The organism is Streptomyces sp. F001 (assembly GCF_004187715.1).
GTDB lineage: Bacteria > Actinomycetota > Actinomycetes > Streptomycetales > Streptomycetaceae > Streptomyces > Streptomyces flavusporus.
Genome location: NZ_QZWF01000001.1, coordinates 143094 through 159993 on the forward strand (window position 1 = coordinate 143094; position 16900 = coordinate 159993).

Annotated in this window: 5 protein-coding genes and 16 pseudogenes; 10 read left to right on the forward strand and 11 right to left on the reverse strand. The window is 69.9% G+C overall.

Features of this window, described 5'->3' with window-relative positions; genetic code table 11:
• Window positions 1-65 precede the first annotated feature (65 nt).
• The 3 pseudogenes from StrepF001_RS49295 to StrepF001_RS49300 all read right to left on the reverse strand — a co-directional run.
• Window positions 66-209, reverse strand: a pseudogene (locus StrepF001_RS49295) (hypothetical protein); the annotation flags it as partial.
• 24 nt (window positions 210-233) lie between these two features.
• A pseudogene (locus tag StrepF001_RS49910) lies at window positions 234-322 on the reverse strand (beta-galactosidase); the annotation flags it as partial.
• Window positions 323-345: 23 nt separating this feature from the next.
• Window positions 346-1395 (reverse strand): annotated as a pseudogene (locus tag StrepF001_RS49300) (beta-galactosidase); the annotation flags it as partial.
• A gap of 161 nt (window positions 1396-1556) precedes the next feature.
• Between StrepF001_RS49300 and StrepF001_RS49305 the strand changes: the two are divergent.
• The 5 pseudogenes from StrepF001_RS49305 to StrepF001_RS00660 all read left to right on the forward strand — a co-directional run bounded on the left by StrepF001_RS49305 (window position 1557) and on the right by StrepF001_RS00660 (window position 6150).
• Window positions 1557-2877, forward strand: a pseudogene (locus StrepF001_RS49305) (extracellular solute-binding protein).
• Window positions 2874-3802: pseudogene (locus StrepF001_RS49915) on the forward strand (sugar ABC transporter permease). The pseudogenes StrepF001_RS49305 and StrepF001_RS49915 overlap by 4 nt, the downstream one beginning before the upstream one ends.
• Window positions 3799-4699, forward strand: a pseudogene (locus StrepF001_RS00650) (carbohydrate ABC transporter permease). The pseudogenes StrepF001_RS49915 and StrepF001_RS00650 overlap by 4 nt, the downstream one beginning before the upstream one ends.
• Window positions 4696-5703, forward strand: a pseudogene (locus StrepF001_RS00655) (LacI family DNA-binding transcriptional regulator). The pseudogenes StrepF001_RS00650 and StrepF001_RS00655 overlap by 4 nt, the downstream one beginning before the upstream one ends.
• A gap of 61 nt (window positions 5704-5764) precedes the next feature.
• Window positions 5765-6150, forward strand: a pseudogene (locus StrepF001_RS00660) (MarR family transcriptional regulator).
• A gap of 32 nt (window positions 6151-6182) precedes the next feature.
• Here StrepF001_RS00660 and StrepF001_RS00665 read toward each other — a convergent pair.
• Window positions 6183-6587, reverse strand: a pseudogene (locus StrepF001_RS00665) (SseB family protein).
• A gap of 171 nt (window positions 6588-6758) precedes the next feature.
• Here StrepF001_RS00665 and StrepF001_RS00670 point away from each other — a divergent pair.
• Window positions 6759-7395 (forward strand): annotated as a pseudogene (locus StrepF001_RS00670) (LysE family translocator).
• A 285-nt stretch (window positions 7396-7680) separates the two neighbouring features.
• Window positions 7681-8115 (forward strand): annotated as a pseudogene (locus StrepF001_RS00675) (VOC family protein).
• 271 nt (window positions 8116-8386) lie between these two features.
• Here StrepF001_RS00675 and StrepF001_RS46915 read toward each other — a convergent pair.
• The 7 genes and pseudogenes from StrepF001_RS46915 to StrepF001_RS00695 all read right to left on the reverse strand — a co-directional run bounded on the left by StrepF001_RS46915 (window position 8387) and on the right by StrepF001_RS00695 (window position 13608).
• A complete protein-coding gene (locus StrepF001_RS46915) occupies window positions 8387-8626 on the reverse strand; it encodes a hypothetical protein (protein ID WP_240797224.1) in 240 nt (79 codons plus the stop codon).
• A 350-nt stretch (window positions 8627-8976) separates the two neighbouring features.
• Window positions 8977-9141, reverse strand: coding sequence for a hypothetical protein (locus StrepF001_RS46920; RefSeq protein WP_165396116.1), 165 nt, complete (start codon window positions 9139-9141; stop codon window positions 8977-8979).
• A complete protein-coding gene (locus tag StrepF001_RS46925; protein ID WP_165396117.1) occupies window positions 9141-9281 on the reverse strand; it encodes a hypothetical protein in 141 nt (46 codons plus the stop codon). Before StrepF001_RS46925 ends, StrepF001_RS46920 begins: the two co-directional genes overlap by 1 nt.
• Window positions 9278-10068: pseudogene (locus tag StrepF001_RS00685) on the reverse strand (MerR family transcriptional regulator). Before StrepF001_RS00685 ends, StrepF001_RS46925 begins: the two are co-directional and overlap by 4 nt.
• Before the next feature lie 222 nt (window positions 10069-10290).
• A complete protein-coding gene (locus tag StrepF001_RS46930; RefSeq protein ID WP_240797225.1) occupies window positions 10291-11295 on the reverse strand; it encodes a LamG-like jellyroll fold domain-containing protein in 1005 nt (334 codons plus the stop codon).
• Window positions 11296-11366: 71 nt separating this feature from the next.
• Window positions 11367-11912, reverse strand: a complete 546-nt coding sequence (locus tag StrepF001_RS46935; protein WP_346656886.1) for a hypothetical protein — start codon at window positions 11910-11912, stop codon at window positions 11367-11369.
• Window positions 11913-12284: 372 nt separating this feature from the next.
• Window positions 12285-13608: pseudogene (locus tag StrepF001_RS00695) on the reverse strand (Gfo/Idh/MocA family oxidoreductase).
• 115 nt (window positions 13609-13723) lie between these two features.
• Between StrepF001_RS00695 and StrepF001_RS00700 the strand changes: the two are divergent.
• The 3 pseudogenes from StrepF001_RS00700 (at window position 13724) to StrepF001_RS00710 (ending at window position 16824) form a co-directional block, all read left to right on the forward strand.
• Window positions 13724-15025, forward strand: a pseudogene (locus tag StrepF001_RS00700) (ABC transporter substrate-binding protein).
• Window positions 15022-15967, forward strand: a pseudogene (locus tag StrepF001_RS00705) (sugar ABC transporter permease). The pseudogenes StrepF001_RS00700 and StrepF001_RS00705 overlap by 4 nt, the downstream one beginning before the upstream one ends.
• Window positions 15964-16824 (forward strand): annotated as a pseudogene (locus StrepF001_RS00710) (carbohydrate ABC transporter permease). The pseudogenes StrepF001_RS00705 and StrepF001_RS00710 overlap by 4 nt, the downstream one beginning before the upstream one ends.
• The last annotated feature ends 76 nt before the right edge of the window (window positions 16825-16900 follow it).

Genomic DNA, 16900 nt, shown 5'->3' on the forward strand with positions numbered 1-16900 from the left:
GAAGCGACCGTGAGGTGGCGGTCGTAGAGCACCTCGTAGAAGGTGTCGGCGCGTTCGCGGGCGTCGTGGTCCTCGCTGGGGCGCCAGTCGAGGTTCTGCGCCCACCAGGAGTGCCAGTCCCACAGGACGGCCACGTCGGCCTGGGTGCGGGTGCCGCGGATCGGGCCCAACGTGTCGAGGACGCGCCGAGTTCGACGACCTCGCGCCACACGCGCGTGTCGGTGCCGCCGTGCGGCAGCATCGCCGAGTGGAACTTCTCCGCGCCGCGCCGGGACTGCCGCCACTGGAAGGAACATGGCGCCCTCGGAGCCGCGCGCCACATGCGCGAGGGAGTTGCGGGCCATCTGGCCGGGCGCCTTGGCGGGGTTGCGGGCCTGCCAGTTGACCCGAGGTGGAGTGCTCGAGGAGCAGCCAGGGGGCGCCGCCGGCGACGGAGCGGGTGAGGTCTGCGGCCATCGCGAGGTTGACGTGGGTGCGGCGGCCGTCGGTGATCAGGTAGTGGTCGTTGGTGACGAGGTCGACCTCGCGGCCCCAGGCCCAGTAGTCGAGGGAGTCGCACTGGCTGAGCGCGGTCATGAAGTTGGTCGTGACCGGCACGCCCGGTGAGAGGCGGTGCAGGATGTCCCGCTCCATGCGGAAGTTCTCGCGGATGGTGACGTCGGCGAACCGCTTGTAGTCCAGTGCCTGCCCGGGGTTGCCGACGGTGGGGGTGAGGCGCGGCGGGTTGATCTGCTCGAAGTCGGTGTACCGCTGGCCCCAGAAGGCCGTGCCCCAGGCCTCGTTGACCGCGCCGACCGTCTCGTACGTGGCCTCCAGCCAGCGGCGGAAGTGCGCGGCGCAGGAGTCGCAGTAGCAGCGGAGACGGGGACGCCGTACTCGTTGTGCACGTGCCACATCGCGAGGCGGGGTGGTTGCCGTAGCGGTCGGCGAGCCGGGGTGGTGATGTTCGCGCGGCCGCCGGTAGTCGGCGTTGCTGTGACAGATGGCGCCGCGCGAGCCGAGATCGTAGCGGGTGCCGTCGGCCGTCACCGGCAGCGCCTCGGGTGGGCCCGGTAGAACCACACCGGCGGCACCACGGTGGGCGTGCGAGGTCGACGCGGATGCCGTTCTCGTGCAGCAGGTCGAGCAGGCGGTCGAGCCAGCCGAAGTCGTACATCCCGGGTTCGGGCTCCAGGAGCGCCCAGAGAAGATCCCGACACTCACCATGGAGACGCCGGCCTCCCGCATCAGCCGGACGTCCTCCTGCCAGACGGTTTCCGGCCACTGCTCGGGGTTGTAGTCCCCACCGAAGGCGAGCCTGGTGAGGCCCTGGGGGTGGTCTCCGGCATGGATCTCTCCGTTTAATCGATCATTTGGGAACGTGCACACACAGCTGGGGCGGTGCGAGCCCAACATAACCGCACAGCAACAACCATTGACAAGTGTCTGGGATGTTTCTCTACTGTGAACGCTCACAGAAGCATGACAGGGCCTCGCGACGGGCGAGGACCCAGGTCAGCAGGCATCTGCAGGGCAGTCTCCGCAGCGGGCGGGGACCCTGGTCAGGGGAGAGTTCCATGCCGAACACGAAGCGCCGGCGCTCTTTGAAATCGCAGCAACCACTGTCGCCGTCACGCTCGGCGCCACCGCACTCGCCGCCTGCGGTTCCGAGGACGACGGCGACGCCCAGTCGGGCCCGGTCTCGCTGACGTACTGGACCTGGACGCCCGGCATGGACAAGGTCGTCGACCTGTGGAACAAGGGGCCGGGCAAGAAGGAGCAGATCACGGTCACGGTGAAGAAGCAGGCGTCCGGCGACACGCTGGTCACCAAGATCCTCACCGCGCACAAGGCCGGCAAGGCGCCCGACCTGGTCCAGGCCGAGTACCAGGCGCTGCCGACGCTGGTCAGCAATGACGCACTCGCCGACATATCGGGCGAGGTGGGGACGCGAAGGGCAAGTTCGCCGAGGGCGTCTGGCAGCAGACGACGCTGGGCACGACGCGGTCTACGCGGTGCCGCAGGACATCGGACCGATGATGTTCTACTACCGCGAGGACCTCTTCAAGAAGTACGACCTGACGGTCCCGATGACCTGGGACGAGTTCGCCGAGACCGCGCGGAAGCTGAAGAAGGCCTCCCCGGACACCGACCTCACCACCTTCTCCGCCAACGACTCCGGCCTCTTCGCGGGCCTCGCGCAGCAGGCCGGCGCCAAGTGGTGGACCACCGAGGGCGACAAGTGGAAGGTCGGCATCGACGACGCGGCGACGCAGAAGGTCGCCAAGTTCTGGGGTGACCTCGTCGAGGAGGGCGCCATCGACAACCAGCCGATGTACACCCCGGCCTGGAACAAGGCGCTCAACACCGGCAAGCAGATCGCCTGGGTCAGCGCCGTGTGGGCGCCGGGCACGCTGAGCACCGCCGCGCCCGACACCAAGGGCAAGTGGGCCATGGCTCCGCTCCCCAGTGGTCCGGCAGCGAGAACGTCACCGGCAGCTGGGGCGGCTCCTCCACCGCGGTCACCACGGACTCCGGGAACAAGGAGGCCGCCGCGAAGTTCGCCGCCTGGCTGAACACCGACGGCGAGGCCCTGAACGCACTGGCCAAGGAGAGCGGCATCTACCCGGCCTCCACCTCCGCGCAGCTCAGCGGCGCCTTCACCACGCCGCCGGACTACTTCTCGAACCAGGCGGACTTCTACACCCAGGCCGCGGAGATCGCGAACACCACCGCGCCGTCCGCGTGGGCCCGAACGTCAACGTCGCCTACACGTCCTTCAAGGACGCCTTCGGCGCCGCCGCCAAGAACAAGTCGGACTTCACCGCCGCCCTGAAGACGATGCAGGACGACACGGTCGCCGACATGAAGAAGCAGGGCTTCGAGGTCGCCGAGTGACCAGCACGGCACGCCGGAAGTCGTACGGGGTCAAGGGGCCCCGTACGGCTTCCTGATTCCCGCATCGATCCTCTTCGTCCTGTTCTTCGCGCTGCCCATCGGGTACGCGATCTGGCTCAGCTTCCGCAAGGTGCAGGTCTCGGGCCTCGGCCTGGGCGCCGGTGCCCGCAAAGAGGTCTGGGCCGGGCTGGAGAACTACACCGACGCCTTCACCGACAGCGAACTGCTGGATGGTGCGCTGCGCGTCCTCGGCTACGGCTGCATCGTCGTCCCGGTGATGCTCGGCCTCGCCCTGCTGTTCGCCCTGATGCTCGACTCGAGAAGGTCAGGCTCGCACCCTTCTCCGGCTCGCGATCTTCCTGCCGTACGCCATTCCCGGCGTCGTGGCGGCGCTGCTGTGGGGATTCCTGTACCTGCCGGACGTCAGTCCCTTCTACTTCGTGCTCGACAAGCGGGCCTGCCGCAGCCGACCTGCTGGACGGCGGTCCGCTGTTCCTCGCTCTGTCGAACATCGCTGTGGGCGGCACCGGCTTCAACATGATCGTCATCTACACCTCGCTGCAGTCCATTCCGGCCGAGGTCTACGAGGCGGCGAAGCTGGACGGCGCCACGCCGCTGCAGATCGCACTGAAGATCAAGATTCCGATGGTGGCGCCCTCGCTGGTGCTGACCTTCTTCTTCTCGATCATCGCGACGCTCCAGGTGTTCAGCGAGCCGACCACCTCAAGCCGCTCACCAACTCCGTGTCCACGACCTGGAGTCCGCTGATGAAGGTGTACCAGGACGCCTTTGGCAAGGGCGACATCCACGCCCGGCAGCGCAGGCCACGATCATCGCGCTCGCCACCCTGCTGTTGTCCTTCGGCTTCCTGCGGGCCGCGAACCGTCGGAACAAGCGGGACGTCAGTCAAGGAGTCGCACGATGAGTTCTCTTGCCGTCCGCAAGGCCGCCCCGGCGGCCGGCACGACCCCGGGCACCGCCCAGGGTCCGCCGCTGCGCCGCCGGATCGCGCTGGTCCGACGATCACGCTGCTCCTCGGCGCGCTCTACTGTCTGCTGCCGGTCGCCTGGGTGGTGATCGCGTCCACCAAGTCCGGCAGCGAGCTGTTCTCCACGTTCACCTTCCTGCGGGCACCGGCTTCGCCGAGAACCTGTCGGACCTCAGCGCCTACCGCGACGGCGTGTACTGGCAGTGGATGGGCAACTCGGCCCTCTACGCCGTTCTCGGCGCCCTGCTGTCGACGGTGGTGTCGTCGTTCAGCGGCTACGCGCTGGCGACCTACCGCTTCCGCGGCCGCGAGGCGATCTTCAACGTGCTGCTCGCGGGCGTGCTGATGCCTCCGGTGATCCTCGCCATCCCGCAGTACCTGCTGCTGGCGAGGTGGACCTCACGGACTCGTACCTGTCCGTGCTGCTGCCGCAGATCCTCTCCCCCTACGGCGTCTACCTCGCGCGGATCTACGCCGCCGCCGCGGTCCCCTCCGACGTGGTGGAGCCGGGCGGATGGACGGGGCGAGCGAGTGGCGGATCTTCACCCGGATCGCGCTGCCGATGATGATCCCGGGGCTGGTCACGGTGTTCCTGTTCCAGTTCGTGGCCATCTGGAACAACTTCCTGCTGCCGTACATCATGCTCAGCGACGACGAGAAGTTCCCGATCACCCTGGGCCTGCACACGCTCCTGGAGCAGGGTGCCAACACCCCGGCGCTGTACACACTGGTGATCACGGGGCGTTCCTCGCGGTGTTCCCGCTGGTCGCGCTGTTCCTGGTCGTCCAGCGCTTCTGGAGCCTGGATCTGCTCTCCGGGGCCGTAAAGTCATGACCATGAGCAACACGGGGGCCGGCGCAGACGCCGACGATTCACGACGTGGCGCGCGAGGCGGGTGTCTCGCGCGGCACGGTCTCGCGCGTGCTCAACGGCGGCCATTACGTCAGCCCGGCGCGCAGGAGGCGGTCAACGCCGCCATCCGCAGGACCGGTTACGTCGTGAACCGGCACGCCGCTCGCTGATCACCGGGCGTTCGGACTCGATCGGCTTCCTGCTGACGGAGCCGCAGGAGCGGTTCTTCGAGGACCCGAACTTCAACGCCTGCTGCGCGGCTGCACCCAGCCCTCGCCCAGCACGACATCCCGCTGCTGCTGATGCTGGCCGGCACTGAGACGAACGGCGGCGCATCACGCGGTACATCACCGCGGGGCACGTCGACGGGGTGCTCCTCGTCTCCAGCCACTCCGGGATCCGGTGGCCCAGGAGCTGCGCGAGGCGGGGTGCCGCTGGTCGCCTGCGGCAAGCCGATCGGGCTGGGCTCGAAGGTGAGTTACGTCGCCGCCGACGACCGGGACGGCGCGGGACATGGTCCGGCATCTGCTGTCCCTCGGCCGACGGCGGATCGGCGTGGTCACCGGTCCGCTGGACACGCCGGGCCGTGTCGAGCGGCTCGCCGGGTACAAGGAGGTGCTGACCGACGGCGTCGAGATCGACGACGGCTCATCGTGTCCGGCGACTACAGCCGGGCCAGCGTGAGGCGGGCGCCGAGCGTTGCTCGCGCAGGCCCCGGACATGGACGCGGTGTTCGTCGCGTCCGACCTGATGGCACAGGGCGTGCTGACGGCACTCAGCGGGCGGGCGCCGGGTGCCGCAGACGTGGCGGTCGGCGGCTTCGACGACTCCCCCGCCGCCGTCACGGCGAGCCCGGAGCTGACGACCATTCGACAGCCGGGGACCGGATCAGCGCCGAGATGGTGCGGGTCCTGCTCGCGCAGATCGGGGCAGGATCCGGCTGCCGTGATCCTGCCACGGAGCTGGTGAAGCGGGAGTCCACGTAGCCGTTGCACGCACACTAGTTGCACACTCAACGAATGGCCGATTCGGTGTTACCGTGCGGATATGGCAGCGAACACGGCCCAGTCCGGCCTGGAGCAACGGTGGCGGGACATCCTGTCGGCGCATGCGCGGACGATGTGCGAGATCGACCGCGTGCTGCATCCGCACGGCCTGGGGGCGAGTGACTTCGAAGTGCTGGACATCCTCGCCACCGAGTCGCCGGAGGAGGGCGACCAGTGCCGGGTGCAGAACCTCGTGGGGCGGGTGCATCTGAGCCAGAGCGCCCTGTCCCGCCTCATCGGCCGGCTGGAGAAGGACGGCCTGGTCGAGCGCTCCGTCTGCGCGGGGACCGGCGCGGCGTCTGGGTGACCCTGACCCGCAAGGGCCGCGAGCTGCACGCCGAGGTCCTGCCCCTGCAACGGGCGCCCTGGCCCACGCTGCAGGGCTGACATGGGCGTTCACCCGGGGTGAACGCCCGCGGTCACCTCTGTGGCCGGGCCAGCAGGGTGCGCACGCCGTCCGAGGTGAGCGTCAGGCCGTGCGACGAACTGCCGTCGATGGTGAGAGACAGGTCGTCGGAGGGCCACTGCGAGGCGAGCGCGCCGAGCGGTACGAGGCGGTAGCGGGAGACGAACGGGAGCAGCTCGGCCATCTCCAGCTCCGAGGTGAAGACAGGCACCACCGGGCGCCGTCCGGTTCCTCCAGCACGGCAGCGCCACGGCGGTGGGATCGGCGGCCTCCTCCTCGAGGGCGTCGTCGGGCACGGGGACGAGCACCTCACTGCTCGCGAGCGTGTCCAGCGCCGCCGTGTCCTCGGTGTTCTCGCGAGCACGTCGAGTGCCCGCTGGGCCGGGGTGGCGTTGTTGTCGTTCGCGGGTGTCTCCATGACAGATCCCCTGGTAGCGGTGGTCGTACGGCCCGCCCGGCACGAAGTCGCCCCGGCGCGGCATCCCACGCGTACCCGACCCGACGGAACCCAACCCTCCGCCCGCCGGGCGGTGCTCCGGCGCCGGAAAAGGAGGTGAGGCCGGGCCCGCCCGCTGGTTGTATGAGCGTCATGCTGCCCACCGACCGCCTGCTGGCCTTCGCGGCCATGTCCTTCGTGCTGATCGTGATCCCCGGGCCGAGTGTGCTGTTCGTGATCGGCCGGGCGCTCGCGCAGGGCCGGCGCGCCGCGCTGACCACCGTCGTGGGGAACACGCTGGGCGCGTATGTGCTGGTCGTCGCCGTGGCGCTGGGGGTGGGGGCGGTGGTCGAGCGTTCCGTCCTGGTGTTCACCGTGCTGAAGCTGGCGGGCGCCGCGTATCTGGCCCACCTCGGGGTCAGGGCGTGGCGGCAGCGTGGTGCGCTGCAGGCCGCGTTCACCGCCGACGAGGGTCACCGGGGTGGTCTGCGCACGCTGTGGGAGGGGTTCGCGGTCGGGGTGGCCAACCCAAGACCATCGTGTTCTTCGCCGCCGTGCTGCCCCAGTTCGTGGACGCGCTCAGGGGCACGTCGTGGTGCAGATGCTGCTGCTCGGTCTGGTCTTCAACATCATCGCGGTGGTCTTCGACAGTCTGTGGGGGCTGACCGCGGCCACCGCCCGGAACTGGTTCGCCCGCTCCCCGCGACGGCTCTCCCTGGTCGGCGGCGTCGGCGGCCTCACCATGATCGGCCTGGGTGTCACGGTCGCCGTGACGGGCCGCAAGGACTGAACCGCCGGGCGGTGGCGGTCGCCCGCGACTGACCGCCCTCGGGGTTCCGACCTGCGGCTCGGCGGAGGCGGAGGCGGCGCTGTCCGGTGTATCTGCGGCAGCCGGACATGGGTTCATCATGGCTTGTGTGGTCACCTACAGGCTGATCGCCGGTTGTTTGTCGCGCTTCGGCCCTGGCGGCGCTCGCCGAGCGCGCGTTCGCTCGCGACGGTGGCCGCCGCGGCGCCTGCCTCCTGCTGCAGCGCCGGTTCCCCGCTCCTCGGTGAGAAGAAGGAGTGCCGTGTCATGGATACAAAGCTTGAGGTCGTGGTGATTCCGGTCGCCGACGTGGACCGGGCCAAGGCCTTCTACAAGGCGCTGGGATGGCGGGAGGACGCCGATTTCCCCGCCGGGGACGACTTCCGCGTGGTGCAGATGACCCCGCCCGGCTCTCCCTGCTCGGTGATCTTCGGCACCGGAGTCAGCGACGCCGCGCCCGGCTCGGCGCAGGGGCTGCACCTGGTCGTGTCGGACGTCGAGGCGGCCCGGGCGGAACTCGTCGAGCGGGAGCGGAGGTCGGCGAGGTCTTCCACGACGCCGGAGGCGTGTTCCACCGCGCCGTACCGACAACCGGGTCCCCGGGCCCGACCCGAACAGCTACGCCTCCTTCGCCTCCTTCAGCGACCCGACGGCAACGGCTGGATCCTGCAGGAGATCACCGAACGCCTTCCCGGCCGCTGAGGCTGCTGCTCCGCGGCTACTGGCCGAGGCGGTCCAGATCGGCGGGGGTCATGCCGAGCGGGCCGAGGACCACGACGCCGAGTTCCTCGGTCAGTGCCATGAACCACTCCGCGTCCAGCTCGGTCTCCGGCGTGGCCAGGTGAAGCGGGTGTCGGCCCGGACGACGAGCTCGGCGAATCCGGCCGGCGAGGAGTCAGACTTCTTGCGGGTGCCGACGTACCGGTCGCATAGGGCCGGTGAACAGGCGGAATCGCCCCGGGCCGGCGCTCGGTCAGCGGCTGCGGGTGCGGCTGACCGAGTCGGAGTCGGAGGTGTGGCTGGTCCGGTCCGTGCCGGCGGACGGACCGCCCGCCCTGAGCGCGGCCACGGCGGACGCGGGGTCGTCGGCGTAGAAACGGAAGGTGCGAGCCTCGGCGGGCTTGCCCAGGGCGTACGTACCGCACCGGCTCGGTGAGCTCGACGGTGACCGTCGTCTGGCCGTCCACCGCCATGTCGGCGACGCCGTTCTCATCCACGACGGCCAGCTTGCCGTTCGGGAACTTCCGGTCCAGGCGGACGGAGGCTATGCGGTCGGCCGGGATGCGGATGTCCAGCAGGGCGCCGTAGCGCAGGCGCAGCGAGCCGTCGGCCCCGATCACATGCGGGCGAACCACGCAGGAGGCGTGCAGGGCGATGACGAAGTAGCAGCCCCAGATGTCGAGGACGAGAGTGACGGCGTGCACCACGGGCCAGGGGATCAGGAAGGCGAGGGCCACGGTCTCGACGATGCAGACGAAGAAGAAGCCGTACATGACCGCCGTCTGACCCGAGGCGTACGGGATGGGCAGGTCCCCTCGCGTACGCCGTGCGGTCCGCGGCGGGTCACCCAGCGCAGGAAGCTGGTGGAGAGGAAGACCTCGTGGTGGTCAGCTTGCGCACGGGCGCCGGAACGGTGTCGGCGATCGCGGCGCGGAAGGCAGGGCCGCTCCAGACCGTCCGACGGTGCCGGCGGTAGTCGAGGGAGAGCAGGGCGGTCGCCGCGGCCATCAGCGCGAGTACGTCAGCTCCACCACCAGCCGGACGGCTGGGGCTGTGCGCACCCCGCCGACCACGCACAGGACGAGCACGAGTTCCCCGGGGACGAGCGTGGCGAAGGACCAGCGCACCGCCTTTCTCAGCGCCTTCACCTGGCACGCTCCCGCAGCAGCTCGATGGCGCGGCGCACGGCCGCGGCCTGGGCGGGGCGAAGTCCGCGAAGAAGGCGTCGCGAAGCGCCGTCCTCACCCACGGCGCCGTCGTCCGGGATGGCCATCGACTGCGCCGCCTCGTCCGGGATGCTGTCGACGATGGCCCGGGCGGTCGCTCCACCCGCGGTCGTCCTCGGCTGCCTCGGCCAGCTCGTCCAGCTGTGCGTAGACCTCGTAAGCGCGCCGCATGGCCTCCGGCCCGGCGCTGAGGCTGCGCACCATGGCGTCGAGCCAACCGCCGTCGCCGCCTGGTGAGCCGGTCTCCAGAAGGCGAGCAGCTCCCGCTCCCTGGCCGCCATCGCCGGCTCCGGCCCGGGCAACCGCGCCGAGGCGCGGGCCATGTCGGTGAAGAGGGCTGCGAGTTCGGGCGAGATGGGGGCCTCGGCGGGCAGCCGCCCGGTCTGCTCGGCCTGCTCGAGCAGCTGGCGCAGGCGGGCGCGCGCTGCCGGATGGACTCCTCCTGGCGGGCCAGGTCGGCGTCCAGCTCGGTGAGGATCTCGACGAGATCCTTGCCCGCGTCGTCCACCAGCACGTCCTTCACCTCGTCCAGGCTCAGGCCGAGCTCGGTCAGACGGCGGATGCGGGCCAGCTCGACGGCGTCGCGCAGTGAGTACTCGCGGTACCCGTTGGGCTGCCGCGGCGGCTCGGGCAGCAACCCGATGCGGTGGTAGTGCCGCACGGCGCGGGTGGTGATGCCGGCGATGCCGGCGAGCTCTCCGATTCGCATGGCCCAGTAGAAACGTTGTCGCCGCGACAAGGTCAAGCGGCACGGTTCACGGCTGGCGGCCTCTGCCGAACGCCGACCGTGTGTCCGCGCGCAGCCCGTACAGCACACCGTGCAGGCCGATGTCGTGCGCCTCGGGGGAGGAACGGCCCGGGGCAGAGGCAGACCCGGCTTCGCCTCGACCACCCGGGCCGTCCCGGTCGTGATGTCCTGCGCGCTCGTCGGTCACTCGGTGAGGGCGAGGAACTCCCGCACGGGCAGCGCCCGGTCGACGATCCGTGTGTCGCCGATCCAGCCGTAGAAGCCCTGCCCGAAGCGCGCGTCGAACTGTGTGGCGCCGAGGACGAAGGGCTTGCCGAGGGTGGCGATGCCGGCCGACGGCTGCGTGGGGTTGCGTGCGATCTTCGAGCCGTCCACGTACATCACCGTGCGGCGGCCGTCGTTGACGACGGCGATGTGCATCCAGCGGCCGACGGGGACGGCGTGGGACCACGACGTCGGGTCGGCGTCCTGCAGGTGCGGGTAGACGACGAACTGCAGGAACCTCTCCGGCGACAGGTTGAGACTGCAGGTGGGTTCCAGCGGCGACCAGCCGGTGGTCTTGCCCGCGTCGCCGTTGCGGCCCTCCCAGCTGAGGATGCCCATCCAGCTGTGGTCGCCCTCGAACGGCTCCGGCAGCCGGACGAAGGTCTCGATGGTGTAGCCGCGGGTGAACTTCTCGCTGTTCAACGGCGCCTGCGCGGCGGTCCGCAGGACGGCGCCGCGGTCGGGGCTCTTGCCGCCGTCGAAGCGGAGGCTGGCGTGCGCGGGCTGTCCGGGGTGGTGGTCCCGGGACCAGGTCAGCGCCTCGGGCCCGCTGGAGTGCAGTCGGCTCACCGTCAGGTCGTTGCCGTTGCCGGTGAGGTCACGTACGACCACGCCGTCGGCGACGGGGGCTCCGGAGGTGCCGGCCGCGGGGGTTCCGGACGCGTCGAACCGCCAGTAGGCGACCGTGCCGCGGGGCATCACCGCGGAGGCCGGGCGCGGCTCGGGCCGCACGACGGGAGCGAAGCCCTTGAACCGCTCGTCGAAGTCGATGTCGAGGCTGAACCGGTCGACGGGGCCGGTGAGTTCGATGGTCTCGGCCGCCAGCGGCGACCGCTGCTGCGGGTCCCGGGCGAGGAACCACGGCGAAAAGGTCTCGACGTCGATGACGCCGCGGACGAGGTCGAAGCCGTAGGTGCGGATCATCCCGGCGCCGCCGTAGTAGCGGTCCTGGTAGTTGGTGATGTGGACGTGGACATCGTTGTCGGCGTCGTTGGTCAGGACCGTGCGCCCCGGGGGCCAGTAGTGGCCGCCGAGCGCGAGGAAGATCTGGTCGTTGCCGCGGATGAGACCGTTCCACAGGCGGGTGCCGTGGCCCGACAGCTGGGCCTTGCCGTCGTCGTCCGACCAGGCGATGTCGTGTGTGGTGAGGACCGCGGGCAGTGCGGGATGGGCGTCGAGGACGCCCTGAGCCCACTGCAGTCCCTTGTCCGAGACCCGCCAGTCCAGGGCGAGGACGATCCACTCCTGGCCCCCCGCCTCAGGACGTGGAAGCTGTTGTAGCCGTCGGGCGAGGCACCCCGGAAGGTCGGCATGGCGGCGTAGCGGCGTGGTCCGAAGGCGGCGAGGTAGGCGGAGTCGCCGCGCTGGTCGTCCGTCGATGACCGGATGTCGTGGTTGCCGGCCAGCACGCTGTAGGGCACCTTGCCGTGGAGGGTGCGGAAGGTGTCGGCGGCGAGTTCGATCTCGTCCTCGGTGCCGTGTTCGGTGACGTCGCCGAGGTGCGTCATGAAGGCGATGTTGGACGCGGACCGCTCGGCCACGAGGTAGCGGAAGGTCTCCCGCAGCGGGGTGGGGTCGGCGCTGTCGGCGTCGAAGAGGTACTGCGTGTCCGGCAGGACGGCCAGTGCGAAGCGCGGGCTCTCGGTGTCGAACCGGCCGCCGCCTGCGCGGTCCTCGGCGGCCGCGGCCGTCGTGACATCCAGCCCGCGACCGCCGCGCCGGCTGCCGGACGGCGACCGCGGCGCGCAGCAACGCGCGTCTGTGCAGGGGAGTTTGCTGTCTGTCTGCGCTCATCGATGCTCCACGGGAGAAAGCTGGGTCGGGTCAGCCCGTACGCTGCTCACCCGCCCTGGCCACCCGGTGGCGTGGAGCTGAACACCGGCTGCATGGACGCCGCCGGTGCGTCCCTCTCACTACAACCCGACGCTCAGCACGTCCGCGGCCCGCACCGCCCGCCCCGACGCGAGGGACTCGTTCGCGGCCAGGCCCGTCACGAGGGACCGGGCGCCGGCCGTGGCGTCGGCCGCACGGCCGAGGGGGTCGGCGCCGGCGTCGCCGAAGAGGTCGTCGAGCATGCGGACGTCGCCGCCGCCGTGGCCGCCCTCGCCCGTGGCGACCTTGATCTCGCGCGGGCGTTCCCAGAAGCGGCGCAGCAGCAGTTCGGTGCGGCCCGCGTCCTCGTCGGTCTCGGCGCCGTGCAGAGCGGTCCGGGTGCCGGGGCGTGACCAGGTCGTCTCCTCGACGAGGAGTTCCAGTCGTCCCTCGCTGCCGTTGAAGGCGATGCGGTAGCCCTCCAGGGCGCGTACGCCGTCAGGTGGTACGTCAGCGTCGCGCCGGAGTCGTAGCGCACCAGTACCGCCATGTCGTCCTCGATGGTCACGCCCGGCGCGAAGACGTTCTGGTCGCGGTGGTAGCCGTCCTCCGACTCTGCGTCCAGGTAGAGCGACTTGAGGATCGGCTCGTCGGCCAGGCGCAGGGCGTACGGGTCGTCGTCGGCCGCCGGGGAGCCGTGTGCGCGGATGTAGTCGCGGGCCAGGCCCGGCGTCGGCCGGCCTCGTCGCCGTAGAAGAAGAGGCCGCCCTGTGCGAAGACGGTGTGCGGCGTGGCGTCCAGCCACCAGTTGACCAGATCGAAGTGGTGAGTCGACTTGTGGACGAGGAGTCCGCCGGAGTCGGCCTTGTCGCGGTGCCAGCGGCGGAAGTAGTCCGCGCCGTGCCGCAGGTCGAGGAGCCATTCGAAGTGCACCGAGCCGACCTCGCCGATCTCGCCGCCCGCGAGGAGCTCCCGTACGGCCGAGTGCACCGGGTTGTAGCGGTAGTTGAACGCCACCCGCACCGAGCGTCCGGTCCGCCGCCGTGCGTCAAGGATGCGCCGGGCGCGCTCGGCGTCCGTCGTCATCGGTTTCTCGGTGACCACGTCGCAGCCCGCCTCGAGGGCGCGCACGATGTAGTCGTCGTGGGTCCGGTCCACGGTGCACACCACCACGAGGTCGACCCGCTCACGGCGCAGCATCTCGTCGAAGTCCTCGGCCCCGTACGTGGGTACGGGCACGCGGTCCGGGTGCACGGACGCGATCCAGTCGTTGTGGACGTCCATGCGGTGCGCGTTGACATCGCAGAAGCCCACAAGATCCACTCGGTCCGCGTAGGGGCCGGCCAGTGCCTGCGTGTAGAGCCGGGCGCGGGCGCCCAGACCCACCACGGCACAACGACGTCGGGGCGCGGTGTCGAAGGTCATGCGGAGCCTTTCGTTCCGATGAGGCGGTGCAGGGGTCTTGTCGTGACATCCGGACGTCTCTAGGGTCGCAGAACGGTGCAAGCGCTTTCTAGTGTCTGGAGAGGGGTGACTCCGCATGCCCGGAATGCCCGTAGTGCCAGGAAGCAGAACGACGAGGTCCTGGCTCACGGCAGCCGTGCTCGTGCTGTGCGCGCGCTGACCGGCTGCTCCGGTTCCGCCGAGACGAGCGGCTCGTCCGGCAAGGTCGTGCTCCGCTACACCTGGGTGGGGCAATCCGGACAGGGCGGCCAGGACGGAGCAGGCGATCGAGCTCTTCGAGAAGGAGCACCCGGACATCGAGGTGCAGACCTCGTTCTCCGGATACGACAGCTACAAGCAGAAGCTCGCCACCCAGGCCGCCGGCGGCGACGCCCCCGATGTGATGCAGCTCGACTACCGCATGATCGAGCAGTACGCGTCCGGCGGTGTCCTCTACGACCTCGGCCGGCAGAAGTCCGTGCTGCGGACGGACGAGATCGATGCCGGCCTGCTCGCCACCGGTGCCGTCGACGGCAAGCAGTACGCCGTACCGCAGGGGCGTGGCACCGAGGCCGTCGTGTACGACGCAAAGACGTGGCGGGCCACCGGCGTTCCCCTGCCGAGCGGGGACTGGACCTGGAGCGAGTGGGCCGACACCATGCGCACCCTCGCGCAGAAGACCGGCCGACCGGCGGCCACCGACCCGGGCCAGAGCGAGGACGCCTTCGAGGTGTGGCTGCGCGGCCAGGGCAAGTCCCTGTACACCGAGGACGGCAAACTCGGCTTCACCGCCGACGACCTCACCCGCTGGTGGACGTTCACCGATGAGCTCCGCCGCGAAGGCACCGTCTCGCCCGCCGAGCAGACCCAGCTCGACGGCACCGTCGAGAACACCCCGCTCGGCCGTGGCAAGGCCATCGCCGACATCAACTGGGACGCGCCGGCCAGCGGTTTCGTCCCGCTCGTCGGCGAGGGCGTCACGCTCGCACCGATGCCGTCCGGCGAGGACGGCACACCCGGACAGTACTTCAAGCCGTCGATGTTCATGGGCGTCTCCGCCGACTCCGGGCATCCCGAAGAGGGCGCGCTGCTGATCGACTTCATGCTCAACGACCCCGGCGCCGCGAAGATCCTCGGCGCGACCCGCAGCATCCCGGTGAACGAGACCCTCCGCGAGGAGACCGCCGGGTCCCTCACGGACTTCGACCGGACCATCCACGACTTCCAGACCACCCTCGAAGGCGAGCTCAACGATCCGCCCCAGGCGCCCCCGTCGGGTGACAGCGCGTTGCAGACCACCTTCCAGCGGGACTACGACCAGGTCTCGTACGAGCGGATGTCACCCCGTGAAGCGGCCGAGAACTACATCACCGAGGCGAAGGCGGAGCTGAGGTCATGACCACCACGCAGATACCAACCGCGGTACGCCCGAAGGGCGTTGCCCCGGCACACAAACCCCGCGCCGCCGACGCGAGGGCGCCGCCTGGGTGTTCCTCTCCCCCTGGGTGCTCGGTGCCTGCGTCCTGACGTTGCTGCCGATGGCCGTCTCGCTCTACCTCTCCTTCACCGACTACGACCTGTTCAACCCGCCGAGCTGGGTGGGGCTGCGCAACTACACGCAGATGTTCACCGAGGACCCGCGCTACTGGCGCTCGGTGGTCGCGACCCTGACGTACGTCGCCATCGCCGTGCCCCTGCAACTGGGGCTCGCACTCGTCGTGGCGCTCGCCCTGAAGGGCATGAAGCGGGCAAGGGCTTCTACCGCTCGGCGTTCTACGCGCCCTCGCTGCTCGGCGCCTCGATGTCCATCGCCCTGGTGTGGCGGGCGATCTTCAACGACGGCGGCACGGTCGACAACCTCTTCGGTACCGGCGGCTGGGTGAACAAGCCCGGCTGGGCGCTGCTCGCGGTGGCCCTGCTGACGGTGTGGCAGTTCGGGGCGCCGATGGTGATCTTCCTGGCCGGACTCCAGCAGATCCCCGGAGAGTTGTACGAGGCCGCGGAGGTCGACGGGGCCGGGCGGTGGCGGCAGTTCCTGTCCATCACCGTGCCGATGCTGTCCCCGGTGATCTTCTTCAACCTGGTGCTCCAGACGATCCAGGCCTTCCAGGTCTTCACCCCGGCCTTCGCGGTCAGCGCGGGCAAGGGCGGGCCGGCCGACTCGACGCTCTTCTACACGCTCTACCTCTACGACCGTGGCTTCGTCGCCTCCCACATGGGCTACGCCTCCGCCATGGCCTGGGTGCTGCTGATCGTCATCGGCGCGGTGACCGCCCTGCTGTTCCGCACCTCGCGCTCCTGGGTCTTCTACGCCTCCGACACCGATGGAGGAGCCCGATGACTACGGCAACTCCCGCTGTCCGCAAGCCCGTTGCCTGGCGACGGGTCGCCCTGCACGCCGGCTGTCTGGCCGCGTGCTGGTGATGCTGTACCGCTGGCCTGGCTGGTGGCGACCTCGCTCAAGCCCGCCGACGAGGTGATCGCCAGCCTTCAGCTGCTGCCCAGCCGCCTGGAGTGGTCGAACTACTCCACCGCCCTGGACGGTGTGAACGACGTCTCCGTGGGCCGGCTGCTCACCAACTCCCTGCTGATCGCGGGCGGCGCGGTCGTCGGCAACGTCCTGTCGTGCTCGCTGGCCGCGTACGCCTTCGCGCGACTGCGGTTCCGCTTCCGGGGCCCGCTGTTCGCCTTCATGATCGCCACGATCATGTTGCCGCACCACGCGGTGCTGATCCCGCAGTACATCATCTTCAACCAACTCGGCATGGTGAACACCTACTGGCCGCTGATCCTGCCCAAGTTCCTCGCCACCGAGGCGTTCTTCGTCTTCCTCATCGTGCAGTTCATGCGCGGGCTGCCACGTGAGCTGGAGGAGGCGGCGCGCATCGACGGCTGCGGCCGTTCCGCAGTTTCCTCCTGGTCATCCTGCCGCTCACCCGCCCCGCGTTGATCACCACCGCGATCTTCACGTTCATCTGGACGTGGAACGACTTCTTCACCCAGCTGATCTATCTCTTCTCGCCCGAGAAGTTCACGCTGACGCTGGCCCTGCGGGCGTTCGTGGACGCCTCCAGCCAGTCGTCGTTCGGTCCGATGTTCGCGATGTCGGTGATCGCCCTGCTGCCGATCGTGCTGTTCTTCCTCGCCTTCCAGCGGTTCCTCGTGGAGGGCATGGCCAGTTCGGGGGTCAAGGGATGAGCGCCCGTACGCGTACGACCCGTGAGCCGGGCGAGCTCTTCGCCCCGCGCGACCCTCTTCGCGGACATGCTCAGCG

Coding starts and splice junctions, on each gene's coding strand:
- StrepF001_RS46915 (WP_240797224.1), bottom strand. CDS start 8,626: ATGAGAACGGCGTCGCCGACATGGCGGTGGACGGCCAGACGACGGTCA.
- StrepF001_RS46920 (WP_165396116.1), bottom strand. CDS start 9,141: ATGGCCGCGGCGACCGCCCTGCTCTCCCTCGACTACCGCCGGCACCGT.
- StrepF001_RS46930 (WP_240797225.1), bottom strand. CDS start 11,295: ATGATCCGCACCTACGGCTTCGACCTCGTCCGCGGCGTCATCGACGTC.